We start from the raw sequence: 25,278 nt of genomic DNA, 5'->3' as shown, positions 1-25,278 counted from the left end.
TATCGCAACGCCGGTTGCGTGCCGGTTTGTGCCCGCCAAACTTAACTGGCTGCGACGTTCCCCGGCGTGTCGTCGCAGACGTTGCAGTGTCGCCGCGGCTAGGCGCGGCTGGGCAGGGTCAGCTTGCAGGCCTGGCCGATGTCGAGGGTGCGGAGCATCCGGCCCATGCCGACCCACAGGGCGCAGGACATGGCGAGGTCGGCGAGCAGCTCCTCGGTGAAGTGCTCGTTGGCGCGGGCCCAGAAGTCCTCGTCGTCGCGCAACTTGGTGTGCTCGGTGCCGAATCGGTGCGCGAACTCCGCGGCCAGGCGCTCCTGCTCGCTGTACCCCGGCCAGGTGCGCCACTCCAGCGCATGCTCGTAGAGCTCCTCGTCCACGCCGGCGGCGGGGCCGTCCGCGTCGCGGGTGTTCATGCACACGGTGCATTCGTTGTCGTGGGCGATGACGGTCCGGGCCAGCTCGCGGGTGCGCATGGGCAGCCGGTTCTTCGTGTAGACCGCCTGGCTGAAGTTGGCGATCGCGCCGCCGAGGTCCGGAGACTTCGCGGCCCAGCCATAGATGTCGTCGTCGGCGAACGTTCCGATTCGGCTCATGGCGTGATGGTACGCCCAGCCCCCTGGCCTAGCGCGTTCATGGCCACCGTCGGAGTCTCGTTGTCCCAATCGCGTTGGGCCAGAACTCGATGCGCGACGCGTCCGAGCGCGGCCTGCACCTGTCGCCGGTCGGGCCGGCCCTCGAAGCCGGGCGAGCGTTCCAGCTTGTCGACCAGCCAGGCCACCAGCAGCGAGTGCACGTATTCGACCTGCTGCGCCCCGGCCGGGGTCAGCCACAATTCGTCGCCCTCGCCGCGCGCGTAACCGGTGGCGACCAGGCGGGAGAAGGTGGGCTCCAGCACCTCGAACGGGATCCGCAGGTAGTCGGCCATGTCGGTGAGCCGGGCGACCCCGTACATCTGCCCGTAGCGGTTGATGCGCAGGACGCCCCACAACCCGGCGACGTCGAGCCGGCAATCGGGTCGCATCGCGATGCTGCGCAGTCGCATGCCCGGAACGCCCCGCAGCAGGCGGCCGATCGCGGCCTCCAGCATGTCGTCGGGCGTCTGGCTGGTCGGCATGGCGAACGCCTCGCCGATGTCGCCCCGCTTGTTGCCGATGCCGCGCAACGGCACCTGGCGCAGAAACAGCGCCACGACGAAGCCCACCAGCGCGACCGGGACCGCCCACAGGAACACCTGGGTGAGCGAGTCGGCGTAGGCCCGCACGATCGGCGCGGCCATGTCGTGGGGCAGCCGGTGCAGGGCCTCCGGCGAAGCGGCCGCGGCGGCCGGGGCGCGCGCGGCGGCCAGGGCCGGACCGATCCGGCCGTGCAGGAAGTTGGTGAACAGCGAACCGAATATCGCTGCGCCGAAGGAACTTCCGATCGTCCGGAAGAATGTCACGCCGGAGGTGGCGACCCCGAGGTCGTCGAAGCTCGAGGTGTTCTGCACGATGAGGACCAGCGTCTGCATGCACATCCCGATCCCCGCCCCGAGGATGACCAGGAACAGCGACTGCAGCCACGCCGACGTCGACGGTTCCATTCGGGACATCAGGAAGAACGCGAACCCCATCACCGCGGTGCCGGCGACGGGAAAGACCTTGTATTTGCCCGTGCGCCCGACCAGGATGCCGCTGCCCATCGAGGTGGTCAGCATTCCCACCACCATCGGCAGCGTGCGAAGGCCCGACGTGGTGGCGGAGACACCGTCGACGAACTGCATGTAGGTGGGCAGGAACGTCAGGGCGCCCAGCATCGCGAACCCGACCACGAAGGACAGCACGCAGCACACCGTGAACACGGGGCTGGCGAACAGCCGCGTCGGCAGGATGGGCGCGGCGACGCGGCTTTCCACCCAGACGAAGATCGCCAGGGCCACGGCGGAGCCGGCGAACAGTCCGATGATCGTCGCCGAGCCCCATGGATATGTGGTGCCGCCCCAGCTGGTGGCCAGCGTCAGCCCCGAGGCGCCCAGGCCGACGAAGACGATCCCGACGTAGTCGATGACCGGTTTGCTGCGTTCGGACAGCGCCGGGATGGCGGCGGCCGCCACGAAGAAGACCACGATCGAGATCGGCACGTTGATCCAGAAGGCCCACCGCCAGGTGAGGTGGTCGGTGAAGTAGCCGCCGAGCAACGGGCCGATCACCGTGGTCACGCCGAACACCGCTCCCATCGCGCCCTGGTAGCGGCCGCGATCCCGCAGCGGAATCACCTCGCCGATCAAGGCCATGGCGGTCACCATGAGCCCGCCGCCACCGATGCCCTGCAGCGCGCGCGCCGCGACCAGCATGCCCATCGAGGTCGAGAGCCCGCAGAGCACCGACCCGGCGACGAAGAACACCACGGCCGCCTGGAACACCCGCTTGCGGCCGAACAGGTCTCCGAACTTGCCGACGAGGGCGGTCATGATGGTCGAGGCCAGCAGGTAGCTGGTGACGACCCACGATTGATGGCCCGCCCCGCCGAGGTTGGCGACGATGGTCGGCAGCGCGGTCGCGACGATGGTCTGGTCCAGTGCCGCCATGAGCATGCCGAGCAGGACCGCGACGAAGATGAAATTCCGCCGCTGCGGATTGACCGCGACTTCCCCGGGCGTGGACTGGTCAGCCTGGCGGGCCGGAACCGCCGCCGGTGTCGTGCTCGTCATGCCTGCCTTCCCTGGGCGTTCGATGCCTATGAGTGCCCAGGGTTAACCGATGGCAACCAAGCGCTGCCTCGACGGGCTCAGCTCGGTGGCCGCGACACGCACTGCGCCGAGTACAACTCCTCGCCGAGCTTTTCCATCAACTCCAGCTGCGTTTCCAGGTAGTCGATGTGCTTTTCCTCGTCGGCCACGATCTTCTCCAACAGGATGGCGCTGGTGCTGTCCTGCTTTTCCCGGCACATGATGATTCCAGGCTTGAGCCGCTCCATCACTTCGTATTCGATGGCCAGGTCGGCCTCGAACTGCTCGCGCAGCGTCTGGCCGACGCGCAGCGAGAAGAGGCGCTGGTAGTTCGGCAGTCCGTCGAGCAGCAAGATGCGATCGGTGATCTCCTCCGCGTGCCGCATCTCGTCGAACGACTCTTCGCGGGTCTTCTCGGCCAGCTCGGTGAAGCCCCAGTTGTCCTGCATCTTGGAGTGCAGGAAGTACTGGTTGATCGCGGTGAGTTCGCTGGTCAGCTGCTCGTTGAGCAGGCGCAGAACGTCCGGATCACCTTGCATGGTCACTCCTAGCGTCGGAGGGCTGTCACGTCGTGCCGCGGCGGCGGGCTGGGCTGAAACACCGGGCGCTAGCAGCACTTTGCCATGCCCAATTGGAATCTTCCAGGAAGGTATGGCTGTGCTCAGTGTGTCGCATGAGTCACGGAGACGGGGTTAGGCGTCGCTAACCTACTTAGGGTAGACTTCACTAACATGCGGCCTGTTCGCTCGGCTTACGCCCGCGCCCGAGGGGTGCGCTGATGTACGTGTGCCTGTGTGTGGGAGCCACCAACCAGACCGTCTCCGAAGTCGTCGCGCGCGGCGCCTCGACGTCCAAAGAGGTCGCCAAGGCGTGCGGCGCCGGGGGCGACTGCGGACGGTGCCGGCGCACGCTGCGAGCGATCATCGCCGCGTCGCGCCAATTCGAACCCGCTCAGTAGCCGGTTAGCGCTTGTTGAAGTCCGCCAGCGCCGCGGCGTTGGCCTGGGCGCCCATCAGCTCGGCGAAGTGATCGTTCTCGCGCGCGCTCGCCGCGGCGATCTCGGGACGGATCGGCTCCATCATCGTGTGCTTGACGGCCATCAGGCTCGAAATAGGCCGGGCCGCAAGAACTTCCGCGTGCCGACGGGCTTCGGGTAGCAGCTCCTCCGGCTCGCAGACCCGCCAGACCAGCCCCATCCGCAGCGCCTCTGCGGCGTCTACCCACTCAGAGGACATCAGCAGCCAGGCGGCGTTCTGCCGGCCCACCAGCTGCGGCAGCAGATAGGAGGAGGCCGCCTCGGGGGCCACACCCAGGCTGGTGAAGGGGCACTTGAGCCGCGCCGTCGACGACATGAACGCCAGGTCGGCGTACCCGAGGATGGTTGCGCCGATCCCCACGCCGACGCCGTTGACGGCACAGATCAGCGGCTTCGGAAACGCGGCGAGCGCGTCGATCAACCCAGGGAAGCCGTGTTTTCCGGGCGTGAAGCCGGGGTCGGTGATGCGGGCCTGCATCTCGGCGAGGTCCGTGCCCGCGCTGAACCCGCGGCCCGCCCCGGTCAGCAGCACGACGGCGACCTCGGGATCCTCGGCGGCGGCCAGCAACGCGTCCGCCGTCGCGTCATAGAGGGCTTCGTTGAATGCGTTGAGCGCCTCGGGCCGGTTCAGCGTGAGGGTGCGCACCCGGTTCTTGTCGTCGATCTGCAGCGTCACGGCTGCAGCCTAACGGGTGCGGTTCAGCCGTTGCTGTAGACGCGGGTCGGCGCGATCAGCACCACCGCGCGACGCTCCTTGGCCATGACTCGGTCGTACTCGTCCCAGTCGTCGTGGGTGCCGCCGGCGGCGGTGAAGACCTCGCGCAGCAACAGCCGCAACTGGTCCGCGTCTTTGAGCCAGGGCGGCGCGTCGTCCGGGCCGGCCAGCTCCGCGCTCCCCTCGACGGTGGCCCACTGCCAGCCGTTCTTGAACGTGACGGCCAGGGGCGGGCGGGCCCGCAGGTTGGCGAGCTTGACCTTGCCGTAGGTGGTGAAAGCCAACGACGGCTCACCGGTGGCCGGGTGCGGCAACAGCCCGACGTTGACCAGCGAAGCCTGCACGGTGCCGTCGGCGCGAACCGTCGAGACCACGGCCAGACCGCTTTCGCCCTTGGCCAGGGCCACTGCCTCGTCGAGTGTTGTCATGGCGATCCTCAATCCCGGAATGGTGTTCTGAACACGTAGCGGCTGGTCGGCACCGTGTCGATGTTCTCGTTAGCGCCGAATGCAGTTGTGCTGGCGACCATCCGCCCGAGCCGGTATTGCAGGTCGTCGTCGTCGGCGGCACCGAAGAACGCCTTCAGATCGGTGATGGCTTCCTCGGGGAACAACTCCTCGACGATGCCCGCGATTCCCGGCGCGTCCGGGGTGAGGGCACGCACCACCCAGTTCTGGGTGTAGCCGAACGTCGACTGCGTCTCGATGGCCACCGAGGTGTGGTCGCCCTGCCACCGGGCCAGCCAGGTCGCCTGATCCAGCTGCGCGGGGCGGCGCAGCAACGCGATGTTGGCCAGACCCGTTGTCCGGCAACCCGGTTCGGTTGGCGGCGCGGCGAGCGGAACCGATTCCGTCACCAGGTAGGCGGCGACCTGGTCGCATTCCTGGGCGAGGAACTTGAACGCCGCCTGCATCTGGTCGCCATAGCATTGCTGGGTCCACATGCTCACCACCGCGGCCGCCGGCGGGTCCATGGTCGTCAGCGTCATCAGTGAGTGACGCACCGCGCTGTCACGGACGTTCACCTGCAGCCCGAACAGCCCCAGTTCCAACAGCGCGTCGGCGACGTGGCCCCGTTGCCGGGCACACCAGTCGTCGTCCGGCTCCGGGCGCATCAGCACCGCGATCACTTTTTCCATGCGCCGAACTTACCGCCGGCGCGCGATTATTTGACCGGGCTTACCTGGTGTTCCTGGCCGATCAATTTCCCGATCATCGCGGCCAGTTGCCGGTAGGACTCGTCGCGGCCGCTCGAGGACCGAAACACCAGCCCGATCCGCCGCCCGGGGCGCGGCGCGGCGAACTGCGCGAGCCCGAGCCGGCTCCTGGCGGCCTCGACCGGCACCGCGGTCTGCGGGATGAGCGTTACCCCCAACCCGCCGGTCACGCACTGCACCGCGGTGGCCAGCGACGCGGCGCGGGTGTTGGCCAGCTCCGCCCGCACGCCCGCCTTCTGGCAGACGTCCAGCGCCTGGTCGCGCAGGCAGTGCCCTTCATCCAGCAACAGCAGCGGCAGCTCGGCCAGCGCGGTGGCGGGCACCCTCCGCTTGCCCGACAGCGGGTGACCGGGCGGCAGCGCGAGCACGAAGTCCTCGTCGTACATCGGGACGGCGGTGATCCCGACGGCCGGCACGTCGGAGGCCGGCAATGCGATCAGCGCCGCGTCCAGCGCCCCCTCGCGCAGCAGCCTGAGCAGGCGCTCGGTTTGGTCCTCGATCACCCGCAGCGTCAGCGACGGCAGTTGCTCGGCCAGCCCGGCCAGCACCGTCGGCAGCACGTAGGGCGCCACGGTGGGAATCAGCCCCAGCCGCAGGCCGGCCTGCAGCGGGTCGGCGGCGCCTGCGGCGGCGGCGCTGAACGCGTCGACGGCCTCGACCACGGCCTGCGCCCGGGGCAGGAGTTGGGTGCCCTCCGTCGTCAAGAAGACACGCCGGGTGGATCTTTCGATCAGTTGGGTGCCCAGACCCGCTTCCAGCACCGCCAGCGCCTGCGACAGCGTCGACTGGCTTACGCCGAGACTCGTTGCGGCGCTGCTGAAATGCTGCTTCTCGGCCACCGCGACGAACGCGCGAAGGCCGGCGACGGTCGGCTGATAGGTCTTATCGGACATAACCATAAGTATAGTGTGATATATCACCTTTACTTCAAATCCGCGGGGCGGCAAGATGGTGACAGACGGCTAATCTTGAATAATTCCAGTTAAAGGAGCGATATGTCCCTGCTGACAATCGGCGACCAGTTCCCCGCCTACCAGCTCACGGCGTTGATCGGCGGTGACCTGTCGAAGGTCGACGCAAAGCAGCCCGGCGACTACTTCACCACCATCACCAACGAGGACCACGACGGCAAGTGGCGCATTATCTTCTTCTGGCCCAAGGACTTCACCTTTGTGTGCCCGACGGAGATCGCCGCGTTCGGCAAGCTCAACGACGAATTTTCCGACCGCGACGCGCAGGTGCTCGGTGTCTCGATCGACAGTGAGTTCGTGCACTTCCAGTGGCGCGCGCAGCACGAAGACCTCAAGAAGCTGCCCTTCCCGATGCTCTCGGACATCAAGCGGGAGCTTTCGCTGGCCACCGGCGTGCTGAACGCCGACGGCGTCGCCGACCGGGTCACCTTCATCGTCGATCCGAATAACGAAATCCAATTCGTCTCGGCGACCGCCGGATCCGTGGGGCGTAATGTCGACGAGGTGCTGCGAGTCCTGGACGCGTTGCAGTCCGACGAGCTGTGCGCCTGCAACTGGCGCAAGGGCGACCCGACCATCGACGCGGGCGAACTGCTCAAGGCATCGGCATAAGGGGGGCGAGATGAGCGTCGAGAACCTCAAGGCCGCGCTGCCCGAGTACGCCAAGGACCTCAAGCTCAACCTGGGTTCGATCACGCGTAGCACCGTGCTGACCGAGGAACAGCTCTGGGGCACGCTGCTGGCCAGCGCCGCGGCCACCCGAAACACCCAGGTGCTGGCCGAGATTGGCGCCGAGGCGGGCGACTACCTGTCGGCCGAGGCCTACCAGGCCGCGTTGGGCGCCGCGTCGATCATGGGCATGAACAACGTGTTCTACCGGGGCCGCGGCTTCCTGGACGGCCAGTACGACGACCTTCGGCCCGGGTTGCGGATGAACATCATCGCCAATCCGGGTGTGGACAAGGCGAATTTCGAGCTCTGGTCGTTCGCGGTGTCGTCGATCAACGGGTGTTCGCACTGCGTGGTCGCCCACGAGCACACGCTGCGCGAGGCGGGCGTGGACCGCGAGGCCATCCTCGAGGCGCTGAAGGCCGCGGCGATCGTCGCCGGGGTGGCCCAAGCGATCGTCGCCTCCCAGACCCTGGCCGCCGTCGGCTGACCAGTGACGAGACCAGCCTGGGTAGAGCACGCCATCTGGTGGCAGGTCTACCCACTGGGGTTCGTCGGCGCGTTTCCTCAGGCATCGGAGTCGGAGCCGCCGCAGCCGGACCAACATCGGCTGCGGCGGCTCGTCGACTGGTTCGACCATGCCATCGTGTTGGGGGCGTCGGGGATCGCGCTCGGGCCGATCTTCGCCTCGCGCACACACGGTTACGACACCACCGATCACTACCGGATCGATCCCAGACTGGGCGACGACGGCGACTTTGACCACCTCGTCGCGGAGGCCCACCGCCGTGGGCTGCGCGTCCTGCTCGACGGCGTGTTCAACCACGTCGGCGTGGACTTCCCGCGCTATCGGGAAGCGGCGCCCGGCTGGTTCAGCGGAGGGACGTTCGAGGGTCACTCCGAGCTCATCACGCTCAACCACGACAGCCCCGAGGTCATCGACTACACCGTCGACGTGATGGCGCACTGGCTCGGGCGCGGCGCGGACGGCTGGCGCCTCGACGCGGCCTACATTGTGCCGCAACAATTCTGGGCGTCGACGCTGCCGCGGGTGCGCGAGCGGTATCCGGACGCGTGGTTCGTCGGCGAGCTCATCCACGGCGATTACGCCGCGGTGGTCGAGGCGGCGACGTTCGACTCCGCAACCCAGTACGAGCTGTGGAAGGCGATCTGGAGCAGCCTCAACGACGGCAACTTCTTCGAGCTGGACTGGGCGCTGCAGCGGCACGGCGCGTTCCTGGAAACCTTCGCCCCGCTGACGTTCATCGGCAATCACGACGTCACCCGAATCGCCAGCCGGCTCGACCGACCCGAGCACGTTGCCCACGCGCTGGTGATCCTGCTGACCGTCGGCGGGGTGCCCAGCGTGTACGCCGGCGACGAGCTCGGATTCCGCGGCGTCAAGGAGGAGCGGTACGGCGGCGACGACGCGGTGCGCCCCGAGTTCGGCACTCCCCCACTAAAATTGGACCCGTTCGGTACCCAGATGTGGGCGTTGCATCAGTTCCTGGTCGGGTTGCGCCGTCGCCACCCGTGGCTGCACGCGGCATCGACGACCGCGTTGCGGCTAGAGAACCGGCACTACGTCTACGAGACGCGCAATGGTGAGGACGCGCTTCTGGTCGCGCTCAACATCGGCGACGAGCCGATGCGCGTCGCGCTGTCGGAGGCGGGCGGGGCGCGCGCACAGGTCGTCGCGGGATCCTCGGCGCCACCACCGGAGGTGCTCGACGCGGTGGTTGTCGAGCCGCACGGCTGGCGGATCCTAAGCCCGGCCTAGGCGCGCCAGCGTCAGCTGGTCCTGCTCGCCGCCGTAGTACTTGTCGAGCAGCGCGACGAACTCCCCGTTGTCGTCGGTTGCCTGTGCGAACAGCGTCATCGACGAGCGCAGCTTGAGGTCGTCGGGCGAGCCGAAGATCTGCGCCGCGGAACGTCCCTGCACCGCGTTGACCAGCCGGGTGCACTCGCGCAATCGCGGCCCGAGCACCTCGTGCTCCAGGTACGCGCGGGCCTCCACGAGCGAGGAGATGCCGTAGTGCAACGCCGTCGGGCTGCTGCCCAGGCCGCGCAGCTGCGGGAAGACGAACCACATCCAGTGGCTGCGCTTGCGGCCGCCGCGCAGCTCGTCGACGACGTCGCGGTACACCGGGGCCTGCGCGTCCACGAAGCGCTTCAGGTCGAAGGGATCCATGCGACTACCGTTGCACATTGTGGTCAAGCGACGAGTGCCCAAGGTGCGCGATCTGGCGCCGCTGATGCAGTTCAAACGGCCGCAGTTCGACGCGACCAAGCGCCGCCTGGCCGCCGCGTTCACCATCGAGGACCTGCGTCGCATCGCAAAACGGCGCACCCCCAGGGCGGCGTTCGACTACACCGACGGGGCGGCGGACGACGAGCTGTCCATCGCGCGGGCCCGACAGGCGTTCCGCGACATCGAGTTTCACCCGACCATCCTGCGCGACGTCTCCAACGTGACCGCCGGATGGGACGTTCTGGGCCAGCCGGTGGTGCTGCCGTTCGGGATCGCGCCGACCGGATTCACCCGGTTGATGCACACCGAGGGCGAAATCGCCGGCGCGCGGGCGGCCGCGCGGGCGGGGATCCCGTTCTCGCTCTCCACCCTCGGCACCACTGCGATCGAAGACTTGGTGACCGCTGTTCCGCAGGGACGCAAATGGTTTCAGCTCTACATGTGGCGAGACCGCGACCGCTCGATGGCGCTGGTGAAGCGCGCGGCCGACGCGGGCTTCGACACCCTGCTGGCCACCGTCGACGTCCCGGTCGCGGGTGCGCGGCTGCGCGACAACCGCAACGGCATGACGATCCCGCCGACCCTGACGCTGCGCACCGTGCTGGACGCGGTGCCGCACCCGAAGTGGTGGTTCGACCTGCTGACCACCGAACCGCTGGCCTTCGCGTCGCTGGATCGCTGGTCGGGCACCGTCGGCGAGTACCTCAGCACGATGTTCGACCCCAGCCTGACCTTCGATGACCTGGAATGGATCAAGGCCCAATGGCCCGGCAAGCTGGTCGTCAAGGGAATTCAGACGCTCGACGACGCCCGCGCCGTCGTGGACCGCGGCGTCGACGGCATCGTGCTGTCCAATCACGGTGGGCGCCAACTGGATCGGGCCCCGGTGCCCTTTCACCTGCTGCCCACCGTCGCCCGCGAACTGGGCAAGCACACCGAGATCCTGGTCGACACCGGCATCATGTCCGGCGCCGACATCGTCGCGGCGATCGCGCTGGGCGCACGGTGCACGCTTATCGGGCGGGCCTACCTGTACGGGCTGATGGCCGGCGGCGAGGCGGGTGTGACCCGAGCGATCGAGATCCTGCAGAGCGGGATAACGCGGACGATGGCGCTGCTGGGCGCCACCTGCCTCGAGGAGCTATCGCCCAAGCACGTGAGCCAACTGCGGCGGCTAGGGCCGATTTCGCCGCCAGCGTAACGCCAGCGCGACGTTCGAGGTCCAGCCTCGCGCCAGCATGACGGCAGCATTGGTCGGGAACAAACCCGCGCTCGGCTGGGTTAAGCGCAGCAGACTCAACTTTTGGAGGACCTAATGGCTGAAGCCAAGTCTGTTCCGGTCTTGTTCACCGGGACGATCGTGTTGCCCGGAATGGTGGTCCCGATCGCCCTGGACGACGCCGCCCGGGCGGCGATCGACGCCGCACAGGCGAGCGAATCGGGGCAGCTGCTGATCGCGCCCCGGCTGGACGACCGCTACCCCACCCACGGTGTGATCGCGAAGATTCTGCAAGTCGGCCGGATCGCCGGTGGTGGCACCGCGGCCGTCGTGCGTGGCGAGCGCAGGGCGCACATCGGGGCGGGCGCATCCGGGCCCGGCGCCGCGCTGTGGGTCGAGGTGACCGAGGCGCCCGAAACACCGGCGACCGACGAGGTCAAGGCCCTGGCGGCGGAATACAAGAAACTGCTGCTGGCCATGCTGCAGCGCCGCGAGGCCTGGCAGATCGTCGACTACGTCAACAGCCTGACCGACCCGTCGGCGCTGGCGGACACGTCCGGGTATGCGTCCTACCTCACCGACGTGCAGAAGCGCCAGCTGCTCGAGACCGTGGACGTGGCCGAGCGGCTGCGCGTGCTGATCGACTGGACCAGCTCGCACTTGGCCGAGGTCGAGGTCAACGAGAAGATCGCCGAGGACGTCCGCGACGGCATGGAGAAGACGCAGAAGGAGTTCCTGCTGCGCCAACAGCTGGCGGCCATCCGCAAGGAACTGGGCGAGGGCGAGCCCGACGGATCCGATGATTATCGGGCCCGCGTCGAGGCCGCCGACCTGCCCGAGAAGGTGCGCGAGGCCGCGCTGCGCGAGGTGGGCAAGCTGGAACGCTCCAGCGACCAGAGCCCCGAGAGCGGCTGGATCCGCACCTGGCTGGACACCGTGCTCGACCTGCCGTGGAACGTGCGGACCGAGGACTCGACCGACCTGACGGCGGCGCGGGCGGTGTTGGACGCCGACCACCACGGGCTGGACGACGTCAAGGACCGCATCGTCGAATACCTGGCCGTGCGCACCCGCCGCGCGCAGCGCGGGCTGCAGGTCGTCGGCGGGCGCGGCTCCGGCGCCGTGATGGTGCTGGCCGGTCCTCCCGGCGTCGGCAAGACGTCGCTGGGCGAGAGCGTGGCCCGGGCTTTGGGCCGCAAGTTCGTGCGCGTCGCCCTGGGCGGCGTGCGCGACGAGGCCGAGATCCGCGGCCACCGGCGCACCTATGTGGGCGCGCTGCCGGGCCGGATCGTCCGGGCCATCGGCGAGGCGGGATCGATGAATCCCGTTGTGCTGCTGGACGAGATCGACAAGGTCGGTTCCGACTACCGCGGCGACCCGAGCGCAGCGCTGCTCGAGGTGCTGGACCCGGCGCAGAACCACACGTTCCGCGACCACTACCTGGATCTAGACCTGGACCTGTCCGATGTGGTGTTCCTGGCCACCGCCAACGTGATCGAGAACATCCCGTCGGCCCTGCTGGACCGCATGGAGCTGGTGCAGATCGACGGATACACCGAGGACGACAAGGTCGCCATCGCCCGCGACTACCTGCTGCCCCGGCAGCGGGAGCGGGCGGCGCTGAACGACGACGAGGTCACCGTCACCGACGCCGCGCTGCGCAAGATCGCCGCGGATTACACCCGCGAGCCGGGGGTTCGGCAGTTCGAGCGGCTGCTGGCCAAGGCGCTGCGCAAGGTGACGACCAAGATCGCCGACGAACCGGTCACCATCGACGAGCCCGATCTTGTTGGTTACCTGGGCCGTCCGCGGTTCACCCCCGAGTCGGCCGAGCGCACGGCGGTGCCCGGGGTGGCCACCGGGTTGGCCGTGACGGGCCTGGGCGGCGACGTCCTCTACATCGAGGCCGGGGCGACCGACGGCGAGCCGGGTTTGCAGCTCACCGGTCAGTTGGGCGACGTGATGAAGGAGTCCGCGCAGATCGCGCTGTCCTACGTGCGCTCACACGCCGCGGAGCTCGGCATTGACCCGACGGCGCTGGACCGGCGCATCCACGTGCACGTGCCCGCCGGCGCGGTGCCCAAGGACGGCCCGTCGGCCGGTGTGACGATGGTCACCGCGCTGGTGTCGATGGCCACCGGCCGCCAGGTGCGCAGCGATGTCGGCATGACCGGCGAGGTCACGCTGAACGGCCGGGTGCTGCCGATCGGCGGCGTGAAGCAGAAGCTGCTGGCCGCCCAACGGGCCGGTCTGTCAACGGTTTTCATCCCGGCGCGCAACGAGCCCGATCTGGATGACGTGCCCGGCGAGGTGCTCGACGCGCTGGACGTCAAGCCGATGACGGACGTCGCGGAGATCGTCGCGCTGGCGCTCGAACCCGCGCCACAGACCGCGACCGTCGCCGCCTAGGGGGCCGTGGCTGCCAGGAGCTTGTCGTAAACCTGGGAGTCTGCTGCCAATGAATTGCCGTCGGCGGGTTTTCGGTTCCGCCGACTCGGGTAGCCGAGGGACCAGGGGGTCATCCCCCGTCCCTCGGCCCAAACCCGGAGCTTGGGGAAATAACTGAACAACACCGTCAATGCTGTTGCGCTGCGTGCGTCGCAGCCAAGCTGGACAAGGAGTTCACATGAATCTCACCAAGATCGCCGCCACCGCCGCGATGGCCGGTGGCCTCGGGTCCGCGGCGCTCGGGTTGAGCGCCGGTTTCGCGCTCGCCGATCCCGGCCCGAACGTACCGGGGCCGGGCCCCAACGTGCCCGGGCCGAACGTGCCGGGCGGGGACCGCGACCTGCCGGGTCCGGGCCAGCCGCTGCCCGGGCAGCCGATTTGTAACCCCGGTGCGCCCGGCGTGAACTGCAACGCGCCCGGCAGCCCGCTTCCCCCGGGCCAGAACGGCTTCCCGCCGCCGGGGCACTACAACGACCCGGGCCGCTACGGACTGCCGGCCACCTGGGTTCCGCCAGTCGGTGACCCCGACGGCACCCAGCTTCCGGTCGTGTTCAACCCGGACGTGGGCCAGTGGGGCGTCAACACGTCGGCCGGTTTCCAGGCGTACACGCCCGCGGGCAACGCCGGCGGTCAGGTCAACGGCGGCGGCACCGTCGGAACCCCCCGCTAAAACCGGGACCTAACAACCCGAATGCGGGCGGCCGCCCCCGAAAGGGGGCGGCTGTTCCGCGTTATTGGGTGTCGCGCTACTGACACATCGCCGAGCCGGTAAGTCCGCAGGCTCGGTGCTTGTCGGACCCCGGCGCTATGGTCGGCCCATGGCCTACGACGAAGACCTGGCCAACCGGATCCGCGAACTGCTCGGCTCCGAGCGCGGCGTCGAGGAAAAGCGAATGTTCGGTGGTCTGGCGTTCCTGATCAACGGCAACATGTCCGTGGCCGCCAGCGGACAGGGCGGGCTGCTGGTGCGGGTACCGCCGGAGGAGACCGACAAACTGCTCAAGCGTGCCCACGTCGGGCCCATGGTGATGGGGGGCCGGGAAGCGCGCGGCTGGCTGCGCGTCGAGGCCGGCGGCGTGGGAACGAAACGGCAGCTGCAGGATTGGGTCGCCAAGGGCGTCGGCTACGCCCGCGGCCTGCCCCCGAAGTGAGTGCCGCGGTTTGCTCGAGGGTGGTTCGGGTAAGCGGTGCGGTGTGGACAAGCGCGACGAAGTGGTGCGGCGGCTGCTGAAGGTCGCCGGCACGACGTATGCGGCCGAGGCTGGCGTCAAGATCCACGACAAGCCGATGCCGCTGTTCCAGTTGCTGGTGTTGTGCATGCTCGCCAGCAAGCCGATCGACGCCGCCGTCGCGATGAGCGCCGGCCGTGAATTGTTCAAGGCGGGCCTGCGCTCCCCCAAGGCCGTCCTGGCATCCGACCGGCGCACCATGATCAGCGCGTTCGGCCGCGCCCACTACGTGCGCTACGACGAGAGTTCGGCCACCCGGCTCACCGACATCGCCGAGCGGGTCCGCGACGAGTACCACGGCGATCTGCGGGAAATGGCCGAAAGCTGCCACCAGGACGTCGCCACGGCGAAACGAATGCTGAAGAGTTTCAAGGGAATCGGCGACACCGGCGCCGATATCTACCTGCGCGAAGTGCAAGACGTCTGGCCCTGGGTGCGGCCCTACTTCGACGACCGCGCCACCACGGCGGCCAGGCGGTTGGGCCTGCCGGCTCAGCCTGCGAAGTTGGGCGCCCTCGCTCCTCGGGCCAACGCGCGGCTGGCGGCCGCGCTCGTGCGGGCATCACTGGACGACGACGTGCGCCGGCAGGTGGCCGGATGAGCCGGCGTTGACCGTCCGGATCGGCACCTCCGGATGGTCTTACAACCATTGGGCGGATGTGCTCTACCCGACCGGTTTGCCGTCGGCGCGACGGTTGGCCCGCTACGTCGAGGTCTTCGACACCGTCGAGCTGAACGCGAGTTTTTATCGCTGGCCGAAGGATTCGACGTTCGCCGGTTGGCGCGATCAGCTGCCCGACGGGTTCAGGATGTCGGTCAAGGCGCATCGCGGGCTGACGCACTATCGCCGGCTGTCATCCCCCGAGCCGTGGATCGAGCGGTTCGAGCGCTGCTGGCAGCTGCTGGGCGACCGCCGCGGGGTGCTGCTCGTCCAACTGCACCCCGAGCAGCAGCGCGACGACGCGCGGCTGGACGCCTTCCTGGCCAGCGTGCCCGAGCCGATCCGGGTGGCCGTCGAGCTGCGCCACCCGTCGTGGAACGACCCGGCCGTATACGAGTTGCTGGAACGCCGCCGCGCCGCCTACGTGGTGATGAGCGGCGCCGGCCTGGCGTGCGTGCCGCGCGCCACCACCGATCTGGTGTACATCCGCATGCACGGCCCGGACCAGGACGCGATCTACGCGGGCTGCTACTCGCACGAGCAGCTGCGGCGCTGGGCCGACCAGATCACCGAATGGGACCGCGACGGCAGGGACGTGTGGATGTATTTCAACAACGACCTGGGCGGCCACGCGGTACGCAACGCGCTGTTCTTGCGCGGGCTGCTGGGTTGATGTGGCTCAGGCGTCGCCGCCCTGGTCGACGGGCGTCCAGCGCCCGTCGATGACGTCGGGCGGGCGTTGGACCTGCAACCGCTCCCGTTCGGCCCGGCGACGCTTGACCCGCAGGCGCGCGTCGGCCGGCATGGTGAACAGTTCGTCGCAGGTGAGGTAGTAGACGTCGTCGGCAGCGTCGAGGATGTCCGCCGCGACGCGCCGGGATCCCAACTCGCGCAACGTCATCCGCAGCTCATGGGTGAACCGCAGGGTGGTGTCGTGGGCCAGCTCGCGCGACGCGCGGGCGTTTGCGGCCACCCGCCGCACCAGGTTCGGCGCCGGGGCCGGGCCGCCGGGGGCGGCGCCCCCTTCGGATGCGGCGAGCGCGGCGGCCGCCGTCAGCAACATCGCCGGATCGTCGCTGAACACCCGGCTGGCCAGCTCGGCCTCACCCGGCCCGCGGTGCCCGATCCTGGCGACGACGGCGTCGAGGGCGGCGGCGGTATCGGGAGACAGGGCGCGGATGCTGCCGACGTTGCCCTCAGCGGCCAGCGCGCACAACGGCGGATCGCTGCGCAACGCCGCCACCAGCTCGGCGGTCTCGGTCGCGATGCGGGCGCTTTCCATGATCATGCCCATCCCCGACACCCGGGAAGCGGCACGCATGGGCTGCAGCGCCGCCGCGGTCACGCCCGAATCGATCAGCCACAACGCGGTGAGGATCCAGCCCTGGTGGATGCGATCCCGCAGCAGGGGCAACCGGACCTCGAGCGCGGCGTCGGGCAGCGCCGTCAGCTGCGCGGCATCGGCGTGTTCGACCTCCGCGGCCGCGGAGTACGCCAGCGTGTCCCGCTTGAGGTGGCGCATCACCGTCAGCGAGCGCGCCGTCACGACCGCTTTGGCGAGCGACCCGAGCGCGCCCTCGGCCAGCCTCGGCTCGCCGAACGGCAGGACGTCACCCACCTGGGGTTGATCGGCCAGGGCGTGCCGGGCGACGGCGTGCTGGTCCCATCCGGGCAGCTGGGTGGCGGCGACGACGTTGGCCGACACCCCCACGTAGGCGCGGTGGCCGAAGACCGCGATCGCCCGGCTGCTCCACTCGTCGTCGACCACGCCGCCGAGCGCGAGCACCTGTCCCAGCACCCGGCTGGCCGTGCGCAGCCCGCTCAGCTGGACGTCGAGCGTCATCGGCGTCAGCGGGCCGGGCAGCGCCTCGGCGAGCCGGGCCGCGCTGAAGACCGGAAACCGGGGATCGATGCGGTCGTCGAACTCGCCCTCCAGCCCCTCGGGGGCCGCGCTGCGCAATTCGTCGGACGGCCGCGGCCGCGGGAGGACCTCCACCGGCAGCGCCACCTGGCCGCCGTGGCTGAGCGCGCCCTCGGGAAGGAGCCGGCGCCCGGCGAGGCCGCGCGCGGTGTCGGCGACCGCCTCGAGCGCTTGCCAGCCGAATTCAAAGCCCCAATCCTCTTGCACCGCAGTGATATCCATCTTCGGAACCAGTTTCGACCAGCTGCGAACCCCGTTCAGCCGCGAACGCGGGCCGACGGCGCGCAACAGCCGCCACGCGGTGACCAAGTTGGTGGTGTCCGGGGTGGCGAGGTCCACAACGCCGGTGCGGTCACTGCTCAGCGCGAAAACCAGGAACCGGACCAGGTCGTCGACGTGCAGCACGCGCATCGGCCGGGTGGAAACCTTCGCGCGCAGCAGCGTGGCCACGGTGCGGCACACCATCCAGTCGAGCTGGCGGCCGACCGGCGGCGCGATCCGGACGACCAGGCTCGGCGCCCAGCTCGTGGACACCAGCTCCTCGGCGGGTCGATAGAGCTCGGGCCGGCCGGCGGCCTGGGACACGAACAGCAGCCGCGCGCCGGCGCGGGCGGCCGCATGGGTCACGTGGGCGATCCCGTCGACGTCGGCGCCGCCGGGCGCGCTGGGGTCGGCCGGGGCCAGGTGGATCAGCGTGTCGGCTTCGTCGGCCATGTCTTGCACGACGGGGTCGCTCAACGGCGCGCAAACGAGTTCGACCGCGGGTTCCAGGCAGGGATGGGGGTGTTCAGCTATCCCGCTGACCGTGTGCCCGGCAGCGATGAGTTGCCGTGCGACCAGCCGGCCTACGGCGCCGGTGGCGTCGGTAACCAGGACGTGCACCTGGGCTCACCTCCCCCAACGTCCAACCCGACAATAGGCAAGTTGATGTCACTTACGCGACCGTTACCCCGTTTTCGGGACCTTTGGCCCGTGGTGCTGTAACCCGCCGGTTACCGCAGCGACGCGATGCCGTCCGGGGTGACGGCAACCTTGGCGCCACCGATGTCTTCGCGCACCGTTGCCTCGGCGGCGTCGGGATCGGCGATGACGGCCAGGGTGCGGGCCCCGTCGGGCGTCCGCACCGCCACGAATGCCTTCTCGGGCTGTCCCTCGCGGTCGAACGGTGTGGTCCACGCTTCGACGGTCCCGACGCCGTCCCACTCGACCAGGCCCTCCCGGGTGGGTTCGCGATCCACGGCCGGCTGTGCGTCCTCCCAACGGAACGAGGCCGGCGGCTCGGTGCCGTAGACCCCGAAGCTGTGCTTCGTCAGGTAGCCGCCGTTGCCGGTGATGAGGCCGCGCCGGCCCGGGTTGGCCACCAGCAATTCGGCCATGGTGGCGATGGAATGCATGACGTAGTTGCTCCACGGGCCGCCCGCGAAGGTCAGCCCGCCGGTGACGGTGAGCGGGCGGGCCGGGTCGTCGGCGCTCAGGCCGAGTTCGGCGGCGGCGACCTGCACGGCGGATGGGAAGCACGAGTACAGGTCGACGTAGTCGACGTCGTCGATGCCCAGGCCGGCCAGCTGCAGGGCGCGCGCGCCCGCGATGCGGATGGCCGCCGAGCGGTGCAGCTCGTCGCGCTCGGCGATGGACGGGGTGTCGTGGGCGTCGGTGCCGGCGTGCGGGTACACCCACCGGTCGGCGGGGACCTGCAGCCGTTGCGCCTGCTCGACCGACGCCAGGACTAGCGCGGCGCCCTGGTCGACCATGTTGTTGGAGTTCATCAGCTTGGTGTAGGGCCAGCTGATCATCCGGTTCTGCGGTCCGGCCCGCCGAATTTCCTCGGCGGTCACCGGCTTGCGGATCCACGCGTGCGGGTTGTCGACCGCGACGGCGTTGAACCGCGCCCACAACTCGCTGACGCGCCGGAGGTGGTCGTCGACCGACTCGCCGTTGGCGATGCGAAGCGCCTGTTCGAACAGGGGGTAGACGAATGCCGGCAGGTTCAGCCCGCTCTTGAGCTCCGCGTCGCCGAACATCGGGATGTCCTCGCCGGTGACCTCGCCCAACGGCACGGATTCGTCCTGCACGGTCCACTCGAGCCTGCCGCCCTTGGCCTTCAGCCCCCGCCTGGTGCGCCACGTCTCGGCGCCGGCCAGCAGCACGACACCGGCCCGGCCCGCCTGGATGTCCAGGCAGGCCTGGTTGACCAGCGTCTGCGGGACGTTGCCGCCGACAGGGCTGTAGCGGGTGCTGAACTCTTCCGCGCCCAGCCGCTCGCCCAGCAGCAGCGCGGGGTCGCGGTAGTGGGCCGACAACACGTTCACCACGCGGATGGAGTCCACCGCCTCGATCACCCGGGCGTCCGCGGCCTCGCGGGCCGCGACGGCCATCAGGTCCACCGGTTCGACCGACCGCGTCGCCGGGTCGATTTCGTCGCGGTGGTTGACCTGGCCGTAGCCGATCAACACCGGTGTCCTGGGATCGACGGTCATCCGACGAATTTAGCGTGCCTATGGATCCGGCCGGCCCGCAGCCCGGGAATGCTGCCGAGCGTCACGCCAGCGTGGCGTTGGTTGCCGAGCGTCACGCCAGCGTGGCGTTCGGAGCCCTGGGACCCTAAGCCTGGCTAGGCAGGCCCCGGCGTCGCGAACAGCACCCCGTCCCGGATCAGCCGCTCGGTCTCGTCGGCGCTCATCCCCAGCAGGTTGCGGCAGATGGCGCGGGTGTCCTGGCCGGGCAGCGGCGCAGGGCGCTGCGGCGCCGGCGGGATGTGCTGAAACGGCGCCGGGCCCGTCTCCGCGGGCATCGGGCGCTCGATCAGCGGATGGGTCATGTCGCTGAACAGTTTCCGCTCGATCAACTGAGGGTCCTCGAGGATGTCCGGCGGGCGGTTCATCGGCCCGGCCGCGACACCTGCCGCCTGCAGCAGTTCCGTGTTGCGCAGCGGGGTGCGGGTGCGGGTCCAGGCCGACACCAGCTCGATCAATTCGCGGCGGTTGGCAAGGCGCGCCTCGCCGGTCGCGAACCGCGGGTCGTCGATCCACTGCGGGTGGTCGAGAAGCTCTGCGAGGCAGCGCCATTCGTCGTCGGAGCCGATCGAGATGACGCACCATTCGTCGTCGCCCGCACACGGGTAGACCGCGTGCAGGCTGGTGTCGTCGCGGATCGGGCCGACGCCCGCGGCCAGCGCGGCCTTAGTGACGTAATGGGTGTCGAGCTGGTTGAGCACGACCTCGGCCTGCGAGATGTGGACGTGCGACCCGCCACCGGTGCGATCGCGATGAATCAACGCCGCCAGCGCCGCGATCGCGGTGACCCGCCCAACCACGTGATCGGGGAAGATCGTCGTCGCGTCGTAGAAGGCGTGCCGTCCCGTGCCGGTGTCCGCGTCGTCGTCCGCCTCATCGGACGTCCACAGCCGGGTCACCCCGGTGGCGGCGCGGACCAACGGGCCGTAGCCCATCCGCGTGCGCCAGGGGCCACTGTTGCCGTAGGCGCTGCTGCCGGCGAGCACGATCCGCGGGTTGATAGCGCGCAGCGCCTCGTAGTTAAAGCCAAGGGCGGTAAGGGTTCCCGGCTTGAAGTTGGCGAACACCGCGTCGGCCTCGGCAACCAGCCGGCGGAAGATGTCCTTGCCCTCGGCGCTGCGCAGGTCGAGGCCCAGCCCGAGGTGATTGCGGTGGGTCCACGCGAACGACTCGCTCATGGCGTCGCCTTCGCGGGCCTGCCGCAGCCCGTCGGGGTATTCGGCGCTTTCCACCTTGATGACCTCGGCGCCCAGGTCGCCGAACAGCCGGCTCAGCTCCCCGCCCGCGACGATGATGCCCAGATCGAGGATCCGCAGCCCGGTGAGCGGATAGTCGCCGACCCTGCCCGACGGTGCCCGCACCAGCACCGGATTCCCGCGCCAATACGGTTGGTCCCGGCCGATGGCTGGGGCCGGCGTGCGGAAGCCCGCGCGCTGCCCGTCGACGACGAAATACCCGGTGGGCACGCTGGTCCGCACCCGCGGCAGCAGCTCCGCCTCGGTGATCGCGCCCACCTCTTGGAAATGTTCGGAGCCCAGGACCCAGGACGGCGGCAGCACCGCGGCGATCGGCACACCATGCGCCTGACCGGCGGCGACCAGGTCCTTCATTGTCTGGTCGGCGAACAACGCCTGGGCCAGCACGCTGATCTCGGGCCACGCCGCCATCCGGGCGCCGATCGCGTCGTATTTGGGGTCCTGAAACTCCTCGGGCTCCCCCAGCCAGCGACGCAACCCCCGCCACTGCCGGGGCGCCATCACGCACAGCCGGACGTAGCCGTCCTTGCACGGGCAGATCGGGTAGGCGTCCTGGTTCTTCGGGCGCCCCCGCCACCGGCCGCTGTGGCGGATGCCGGCGGCGACCTGCCCGTGCGCGCCGAACGCCGGGTCGAGCGCCATCACCACGGCATCGAACCGGGAGAAATCGATGTAATCGCCTGTGCCGCAGCGCAATCGGTTGTAGTAGGCGACGAGCGCCGCCCACGCCGCCTGCACCGCGGCGGTGGCCGAGGCGATGCCGTCCGGCGGCAACACCGGGGTGCCGGTGGTGGGACCGGATCGGGCCAACGAGCCGCACATCGCGAACAACACCGGATCGGTGGCGCGCCATGCGGACCGCGGACCCGTCTCGCCGAAGTCGGTGACCGACAGCACCACCAGGTGCGGGTAGCGGGCCGCCAGCTCCGCGCCCGTCATCCCGAACGCGCCGATGTGTCCGGCCAGGCCGCTGTCCACGACGATGTCGGCCTCGGCGGCCAGGTCCAGGAACCGGCCGCAGTCGCCGTCCTCGAGCGGGTCCAGCACCGCGGCGCGCTTGTTGGCGTTGTGCAGCGCGAACGGGATGCTCGCGCCGGCCAGCGCCGGCAGGTCGTCGCGGCCCATGCTGCCGCCGGGGAATTCGATCTTGAGGACGTCGGCGCCCAGGTCGGCAAACAGGCGGGTCACCGCGTCGGCGTTGCCGCTGGACAGGTCCAGCACGCGCACGGTTTCGAGCAGCCCCTCCGCCATCCGCTCACCGTACCTGCCTGGTCGGCGGCGGCCCGCGCGCACGTGTCCGGTGGCCAAATGCGCAGCAGCCCAAGCCGGTTCGCGCGCGAATTCCGACCGGCTACGCTCGGTAGTTCTTGTCGGCAGTGACCCCGGATGGAGGCGCCCACCCAATGACCGCGCACTTGAGCTATGTCGAGGCCGTGGTAGTCGGCGCGTTCCAGGGCGTCACCGAGCTGTTCCCGGTCTCCAGCCTGGGGCACTCGGTGTTGGTGCCGGCGCTGGTCGGTGGGCAATGGGGCCGGGACCTCGACGTCTCCACGCCCGAATCGCCCTACCTCGCCTTCATCGTCGGCCTGCACGTCGCGACCGCCGCGGCGCTGCTGGTGTTCTTCTGGCGGGACTGGGTGCGGATCGTGGCCGGCTTCTTCTCCTCGCTGCGGCATCGCCGGATTCAGACGGCCGACGAGCGGCTGGCCTGGCTGATCGTCGTCGCCACCATCCCGGTGGGCCTGGCCGGGGTGGCCCTCGAGCACCTGTTCCGGACTACGCTGGGCAAACCCATTCCGGCGGCCGCTTTCCTGTTGCTCAACGGCATCGCGTTGTATGCCGGCGAGGTCCTGCGCCGCCGCGTTTCACCGACCGGCGACGAGGAGCACGAGGACCATCGCGGCGAGGCCATCGACAACCGGCTGGCCCAACTGCCGATGGGTCGTGGGCTGGTGATCGGCTCCTCGCAGATCCTGGCGCTGTTGCCTGGCATCAGCCGCTCCGGCATTGCGATGGTGGCCGGCCTGTGGCGCGGGCTGTCGCACGAGGACGCCGCCCGCTTCTCGTTCCTGCTTGCCACGCCGATCATCCTGGCGGCCGGGGTGTACAAGATCCCGGACCTGTTCGGCCCGCTCGGTGCCGGGATCGGCGGCCAGGTCCTGGCCGGCAGCGTCGCCTCGTTCGTCTGCGCCTACCTGGCCGTGCGGTTTCTGACGCGGTATTTCCAGACGCGCACCCTGACGCCGTTCGCGGTCTACTGCGCCGTCGTGGGCGGCGCCAGCCTGGTGTGGCTGAGCGTGCACTAGACCGGGTTCGCCTAACCTGGGCTCATCGCGACCGAAGGTCGATCGACGAGTTCGGAGACTGTGCAATGAGCCGTTCCGAGGGGCGGGGAGACGGGCCCGAACGGGAATCGGTGTGGGACTATCCACGACCGCCTCGGGTCGAGCCCTTCACCGGGCTGATCACCGTGGAGCTGGGCGGCGAAGTGATCGCGTCGACCGAACAGGCCTGGCGCGTGCTCGAGACCAGTCATCCGCCGACCTATTACCTCCCGCGGGAAGCCTTCGCCGGCGCGACGCTGCGTGCGGCGTCCGGAAGCTCGTGGTGTGAGTGGAAAGGGCAGGCCACCTATTACGACTTGGTGACCGCTAATGCTGCCGCAGCGAAGGCCGCGTGGAGCTACGTGAACCCGTCGCGCGGGTTTGCGCCGATACGCGGCGCGGTCGCGGTGCTGGCGGCGAAGGTCGACCGCTGCACCGTCAACGGTGAGGCAGTCGTGCCACAACCAGGCGGCTTTTACGGAGGCTGGATCACCAGCTGGATCACCGGTCCGTTCAAAGGCGTCCCCGGCTCCACAGGTTGGTGATGACCATTCAGGCGGCCGGTGCGGGCGCGGCCCGCATCCGCCGAATCACGTTTCCAAGGATCTCGCTGCGGAGGCGTCGGGGTAGCGGCGTGAGCGACGCGGTCAGAAACTTCGCCTGCAGACCGGGCACGACGGTGGTCCGCCGTCCTAGGGCTGAGAGGGCGGCTGTGGCGACTACCTCTGGCGTGGTCGCCGAATTCATAGTCATCCCGGCCCGCGCGCCGAAGCCGGTGTGCACGGGACCCGGTGCCACCGATATGACGTCGACGCCTTGCGGCTTCAGCTCGCCGTGCAGCGCCTCAGCGAAGCTCTGGACGTAGGACTTGGTCGCCGAGTAGGTGGCCTGCCCTGGGACGCCCTGCCATCCGACGATCGACCCGAACAACACGATGCCGCCGCTTGCGCGGTGGGTCAGTCGGGGGGTGAACGCGTGCGTCAGCGCGGTCACCGCGGTGATGTTGACCGCGATCATCTCGAGTTCTGGCGCGAGGGCCAAGTCGGTGAACGGACCCACGGTGCCGAAACCCGCGGCAAGGACGACGAGGCCGACGTCTATGTTCCTCGTCGCATCGGCCACCGCATCGGCTCCGTTGGCGTCGGCAAGATCGGCTGCCACGACCAGGGTTTCGACTCCGGTGGCGGCGTTGAGTTCCCGTGCGATCGCCTCCAGCCGCGCCTGGTTTCGCGCCGCCAGCACCAGGTTGAGACCGCGGCGGGCCAGCTCGTCGGCGATCGCGCGGCCGATGCCGTCGCTGGCTCCGGTGACCAGGGCCCACGGTCCGTAGCGGCTGCGAAATCGACTGGCGTCCATTGCGCAACGATAACCATCCGATGTTATCGGTGTCAACATACGGGGGAGAACCCTCGCTAGCCGATGCCGCGCTCGAAGGTGTCGAGCAAGCGGCCGGTGACCTGTCGCTTCTCGGGCTCCCCCAGGCCGCTCAGCGCCCCGTCCAAGTACAAGATGGCCAAACCGTGGACGGCGGCCCACGCCGCCTCGTCAAGGCCGGCTCGTTGGCGAGGATCGATCACCCCGGTCGCCACCAGGTCGTCGACGCAGCGGCGCAGGAGTTGAAACGGATGCTGTTCGCCCGCAACGTCTTCGGCGGCTTCGGCGGCCTCGACGGCCTCGACGGCTTGGAGGCTTGCCGGATGGGCCGCGAAAGCGGTGCGAAACAGCCCTGGTTCGGCAAGCGCGAAGTCGACGTACGCCTGGCCGGTGGCACGGAATCTTGCCAGCGCCCGGCGCTTTCGATCACCGCGTGGCGGCACCGTGTTCAGGGCTTCGTGCATCATGGCGGCCAGCCGTTCCAAGGCGTAGCCGATGACCGCGGCGAGCAATTCGTCGCGGTTCGCGTAGTGACGGTAGGCCGCGGCGTTGCTCACGCCCGCCCGGCGCTGCACGTCACGCATGACCACCGCGTCCGGGCCACCCGCGCGGGCGAGTTCCACCGCGTGGTCAAGCAGAGCCCTTCGAAGGTCCCCGTGGTGGTAGGTGTCGGTGGATGACCGGGTTCGATGCGCGTCTGGCCGTCGTGGCATGGCGTTATGGTGACATCGCCGCTCGTTGGTTCCGGGCGAGACTCACCGTAGTGTGCGG

25 protein-coding genes are annotated in these 25,278 nt (G+C 69.3%); 12 read left to right on the top strand and 13 right to left on the bottom strand.

The genetic code is table 11. The features are described from left to right. Positions 1-98 precede the first annotated feature (98 nt). The 3 genes from AWB92_RS06280 to bfr form a co-directional block, all read right to left on the bottom strand. A complete protein-coding gene (locus AWB92_RS06280) occupies positions 99-593 on the bottom strand; it encodes a carboxymuconolactone decarboxylase family protein (protein ID WP_067154583.1) in 495 nt (164 codons plus the stop codon). Beyond that, on the bottom strand, positions 590-2,686 hold the full coding sequence (locus AWB92_RS06275) for an MDR family MFS transporter (protein ID WP_085184536.1): 2,097 nt from the start codon (positions 2,684-2,686) through the stop codon (positions 590-592). Before AWB92_RS06275 ends, AWB92_RS06280 begins: the two co-directional genes overlap by 4 nt. Positions 2,687-2,763: 77 nt before the next feature. Continuing rightward, the gene (gene bfr / locus AWB92_RS06270) at positions 2,764-3,243 is read right to left on the bottom strand and encodes a bacterioferritin (RefSeq protein ID WP_067154673.1); all 480 of its coding nucleotides are present in this window, start codon (positions 3,241-3,243) and stop codon (positions 2,764-2,766) included. A gap of 239 nt (positions 3,244-3,482) precedes the next feature. Here bfr and AWB92_RS06265 point away from each other — a divergent pair, with 239 nt between their 5' ends. Then, positions 3,483-3,662, top strand: a complete 180-nt coding sequence (locus AWB92_RS06265) for a (2Fe-2S)-binding protein (RefSeq protein WP_085184535.1) — start codon at positions 3,483-3,485, stop codon at positions 3,660-3,662. A gap of 4 nt (positions 3,663-3,666) precedes the next feature. Here AWB92_RS06265 and AWB92_RS06260 read toward each other — a convergent pair whose 3' ends face one another. The 4 genes from AWB92_RS06260 to AWB92_RS06245 are packed head-to-tail and all read right to left on the bottom strand — an operon-like array spanning position 3,667 to position 6,564. After that, positions 3,667-4,416, bottom strand: coding sequence for an enoyl-CoA hydratase-related protein (locus AWB92_RS06260; RefSeq protein WP_085184534.1), 750 nt, complete (start codon positions 4,414-4,416; stop codon positions 3,667-3,669). A gap of 23 nt (positions 4,417-4,439) precedes the next feature. Continuing rightward, a complete protein-coding gene (locus AWB92_RS06255; RefSeq protein ID WP_085184533.1) occupies positions 4,440-4,883 on the bottom strand; it encodes a TIGR03618 family F420-dependent PPOX class oxidoreductase in 444 nt (147 codons plus the stop codon). An 8-nt stretch (positions 4,884-4,891) separates the two neighbouring features. Next, complete coding sequence (locus AWB92_RS06250; RefSeq protein WP_085184532.1) at positions 4,892-5,593, bottom strand: hypothetical protein; 702 nt, start codon at positions 5,591-5,593, stop codon at positions 4,892-4,894. Between the two features lie 26 nt (positions 5,594-5,619). Beyond that, positions 5,620-6,564 carry a hydrogen peroxide-inducible genes activator gene (locus AWB92_RS06245; RefSeq protein WP_085184531.1) on the bottom strand — a complete coding sequence of 315 codons (945 nt, stop codon included), beginning with the start codon at positions 6,562-6,564 and terminating at the stop codon, positions 5,620-5,622. Between the two features lie 102 nt (positions 6,565-6,666). Here AWB92_RS06245 and AWB92_RS06240 point away from each other — a divergent pair, with 102 nt between their 5' ends. The 3 genes from AWB92_RS06240 to AWB92_RS06230 are packed head-to-tail and all read left to right on the top strand — an operon-like array spanning position 6,667 to position 9,091. Further along, a complete protein-coding gene (locus AWB92_RS06240; RefSeq protein WP_085184530.1) occupies positions 6,667-7,254 on the top strand; it encodes a peroxiredoxin in 588 nt (195 codons plus the stop codon). A gap of 10 nt (positions 7,255-7,264) precedes the next feature. Then, positions 7,265-7,801 carry an alkyl hydroperoxide reductase gene (locus AWB92_RS06235; protein ID WP_068107691.1) on the top strand — a complete coding sequence of 179 codons (537 nt, stop codon included), beginning with the start codon at positions 7,265-7,267 and terminating at the stop codon, positions 7,799-7,801. A gap of 3 nt (positions 7,802-7,804) precedes the next feature. Then, positions 7,805-9,091, top strand: coding sequence for an alpha-amylase family protein (locus tag AWB92_RS06230; protein WP_085184529.1), 1,287 nt, complete (start codon positions 7,805-7,807; stop codon positions 9,089-9,091). On the opposite strand, the gene AWB92_RS06225 is transcribed toward AWB92_RS06230, so the two are convergent. Next, entirely contained in the window at positions 9,077-9,502 is a 426-nt protein-coding gene (locus AWB92_RS06225; RefSeq protein WP_173817364.1) for a DUF1810 domain-containing protein, read from the bottom strand. The genes AWB92_RS06230 and AWB92_RS06225 overlap by 15 nt on opposite strands. A 16-nt stretch (positions 9,503-9,518) precedes the next feature. On the opposite strand from AWB92_RS06225, the gene AWB92_RS06220 reads away from it, so the two are divergent. From AWB92_RS06220 to AWB92_RS06195, 6 genes are all read left to right on the top strand, one after another. Continuing rightward, complete coding sequence (locus AWB92_RS06220; protein WP_142281964.1) at positions 9,519-10,763, top strand: alpha-hydroxy acid oxidase; 1,245 nt, start codon at positions 9,519-9,521, stop codon at positions 10,761-10,763. Between the two features lie 114 nt (positions 10,764-10,877). Next, complete coding sequence (gene lon / locus AWB92_RS06215; protein WP_173817363.1) at positions 10,878-13,190, top strand: endopeptidase La; 2,313 nt, start codon at positions 10,878-10,880, stop codon at positions 13,188-13,190. A gap of 217 nt (positions 13,191-13,407) precedes the next feature. Further along, positions 13,408-13,899: a hypothetical protein gene (locus tag AWB92_RS30360; protein WP_241523379.1), complete on the top strand. Its 492-nt coding sequence runs from the start codon at positions 13,408-13,410 to the stop codon at positions 13,897-13,899. A 148-nt stretch (positions 13,900-14,047) separates the two neighbouring features. Then, positions 14,048-14,380, top strand: coding sequence for a TfoX/Sxy family protein (locus AWB92_RS06205; protein ID WP_085184526.1), 333 nt, complete (start codon positions 14,048-14,050; stop codon positions 14,378-14,380). A 43-nt stretch (positions 14,381-14,423) separates the two neighbouring features. Continuing rightward, positions 14,424-15,059 (top strand): endonuclease, encoded by a 636-nt coding sequence (locus AWB92_RS06200; RefSeq protein ID WP_085184525.1) that lies wholly within the window; start codon positions 14,424-14,426, stop codon positions 15,057-15,059. Positions 15,060-15,066: 7 nt separating this feature from the next. Further along, on the top strand, positions 15,067-15,792 hold the full coding sequence (locus tag AWB92_RS06195; RefSeq protein ID WP_068177054.1) for a DUF72 domain-containing protein: 726 nt from the start codon (positions 15,067-15,069) through the stop codon (positions 15,790-15,792). A gap of 6 nt (positions 15,793-15,798) precedes the next feature. Here the strand turns inward: AWB92_RS06195 and AWB92_RS06190 are convergent, their stop codons facing one another. From AWB92_RS06190 to AWB92_RS06180, 3 genes are all read right to left on the bottom strand, one after another. Further along, the gene (locus AWB92_RS06190) at positions 15,799-17,922 is read right to left on the bottom strand and encodes a hypothetical protein (RefSeq protein ID WP_085184524.1); all 2,124 of its coding nucleotides are present in this window, start codon (positions 17,920-17,922) and stop codon (positions 15,799-15,801) included. A 110-nt stretch (positions 17,923-18,032) separates the two neighbouring features. Further along, positions 18,033-19,517, bottom strand: coding sequence for an acetyl-CoA acetyltransferase (locus AWB92_RS06185; protein ID WP_085184523.1), 1,485 nt, complete (start codon positions 19,515-19,517; stop codon positions 18,033-18,035). 134 nt (positions 19,518-19,651) lie between these two features. Continuing rightward, positions 19,652-22,060 carry a CoA transferase gene (locus AWB92_RS06180; protein WP_085184522.1) on the bottom strand — a complete coding sequence of 803 codons (2,409 nt, stop codon included), beginning with the start codon at positions 22,058-22,060 and terminating at the stop codon, positions 19,652-19,654. Positions 22,061-22,212: 152 nt separating this feature from the next. Between AWB92_RS06180 and AWB92_RS06175 the strand changes: the two genes are divergently transcribed. Beyond that, entirely contained in the window at positions 22,213-23,115 is a 903-nt protein-coding gene (locus AWB92_RS06175) for an undecaprenyl-diphosphate phosphatase (RefSeq protein WP_085184521.1), read from the top strand. A gap of 65 nt (positions 23,116-23,180) precedes the next feature. Continuing rightward, entirely contained in the window at positions 23,181-23,678 is a 498-nt protein-coding gene (locus tag AWB92_RS06170; RefSeq protein WP_085184520.1) for a DUF427 domain-containing protein, read from the top strand. 7 nt (positions 23,679-23,685) lie between these two features. Here the strand turns inward: AWB92_RS06170 and AWB92_RS06165 are convergent, their stop codons facing one another. Both AWB92_RS06165 and AWB92_RS06160 read right to left on the bottom strand, forming a co-directional pair. Then, complete coding sequence (locus AWB92_RS06165; RefSeq protein ID WP_085184519.1) at positions 23,686-24,489, bottom strand: SDR family oxidoreductase; 804 nt, start codon at positions 24,487-24,489, stop codon at positions 23,686-23,688. A gap of 56 nt (positions 24,490-24,545) precedes the next feature. Further along, positions 24,546-25,220, bottom strand: a complete 675-nt coding sequence (locus AWB92_RS06160) for a TetR/AcrR family transcriptional regulator (protein WP_085184518.1) — start codon at positions 25,218-25,220, stop codon at positions 24,546-24,548. Positions 25,221-25,278: the final 58 nt, after the last annotated feature.

Origin of the sequence: Mycobacterium sp. IEC1808 (assembly GCF_002101935.1) — a bacterium.
In the GTDB taxonomy this organism is placed as follows: domain Bacteria; phylum Actinomycetota; class Actinomycetes; order Mycobacteriales; family Mycobacteriaceae; genus Mycobacterium.
Note: the sequence above shows the minus strand (reverse complement) of the source record. Positions and strands in the feature narration are given on the sequence as shown.

Bases quoted from the DNA above. Each gene is read 5' to 3' on its own strand.
- AWB92_RS06280 (WP_067154583.1), bottom strand. From the start codon at position 593: ATGAGCCGAATCGGAACGTTCGCCGACGACGACATCTATGGCTGGGCC.
- AWB92_RS06275 (WP_085184536.1), bottom strand. From the start codon at position 2,686: ATGACGAGCACGACACCGGCGGCGGTTCCGGCCCGCCAGGCTGACCAG.
- bfr (WP_067154673.1), bottom strand. From the start codon at position 3,243: ATGCAAGGTGATCCGGACGTTCTGCGCCTGCTCAACGAGCAGCTGACC.
- AWB92_RS06265 (WP_085184535.1), top strand. From the start codon at position 3,483: ATGTACGTGTGCCTGTGTGTGGGAGCCACCAACCAGACCGTCTCCGAA.
- AWB92_RS06255 (WP_085184533.1), bottom strand. From the start codon at position 4,883: ATGACAACACTCGACGAGGCAGTGGCCCTGGCCAAGGGCGAAAGCGGT.
- AWB92_RS06250 (WP_085184532.1), bottom strand. From the start codon at position 5,593: ATGGAAAAAGTGATCGCGGTGCTGATGCGCCCGGAGCCGGACGACGAC.
- AWB92_RS06245 (WP_085184531.1), bottom strand. From the start codon at position 6,564: ATGTCCGATAAGACCTATCAGCCGACCGTCGCCGGCCTTCGCGCGTTC.
- AWB92_RS06240 (WP_085184530.1), top strand. From the start codon at position 6,667: ATGTCCCTGCTGACAATCGGCGACCAGTTCCCCGCCTACCAGCTCACG.
- AWB92_RS06235 (WP_068107691.1), top strand. From the start codon at position 7,265: ATGAGCGTCGAGAACCTCAAGGCCGCGCTGCCCGAGTACGCCAAGGAC.
- AWB92_RS06225 (WP_173817364.1), bottom strand. From the start codon at position 9,502: ATGGATCCCTTCGACCTGAAGCGCTTCGTGGACGCGCAGGCCCCGGTG.
- lon (WP_173817363.1), top strand. From the start codon at position 10,878: ATGGCTGAAGCCAAGTCTGTTCCGGTCTTGTTCACCGGGACGATCGTG.
- AWB92_RS30360 (WP_241523379.1), top strand. From the start codon at position 13,408: ATGAATCTCACCAAGATCGCCGCCACCGCCGCGATGGCCGGTGGCCTC.
- AWB92_RS06205 (WP_085184526.1), top strand. From the start codon at position 14,048: ATGGCCTACGACGAAGACCTGGCCAACCGGATCCGCGAACTGCTCGGC.
- AWB92_RS06185 (WP_085184523.1), bottom strand. From the start codon at position 19,517: ATGACCGTCGATCCCAGGACACCGGTGTTGATCGGCTACGGCCAGGTC.
- AWB92_RS06180 (WP_085184522.1), bottom strand. From the start codon at position 22,060: ATGGCGGAGGGGCTGCTCGAAACCGTGCGCGTGCTGGACCTGTCCAGC.
- AWB92_RS06175 (WP_085184521.1), top strand. From the start codon at position 22,213: ATGACCGCGCACTTGAGCTATGTCGAGGCCGTGGTAGTCGGCGCGTTC.
- AWB92_RS06170 (WP_085184520.1), top strand. From the start codon at position 23,181: ATGAGCCGTTCCGAGGGGCGGGGAGACGGGCCCGAACGGGAATCGGTG.
- AWB92_RS06165 (WP_085184519.1), bottom strand. From the start codon at position 24,489: ATGGACGCCAGTCGATTTCGCAGCCGCTACGGACCGTGGGCCCTGGTC.
- AWB92_RS06160 (WP_085184518.1), bottom strand. From the start codon at position 25,220: ATGCCACGACGGCCAGACGCGCATCGAACCCGGTCATCCACCGACACC.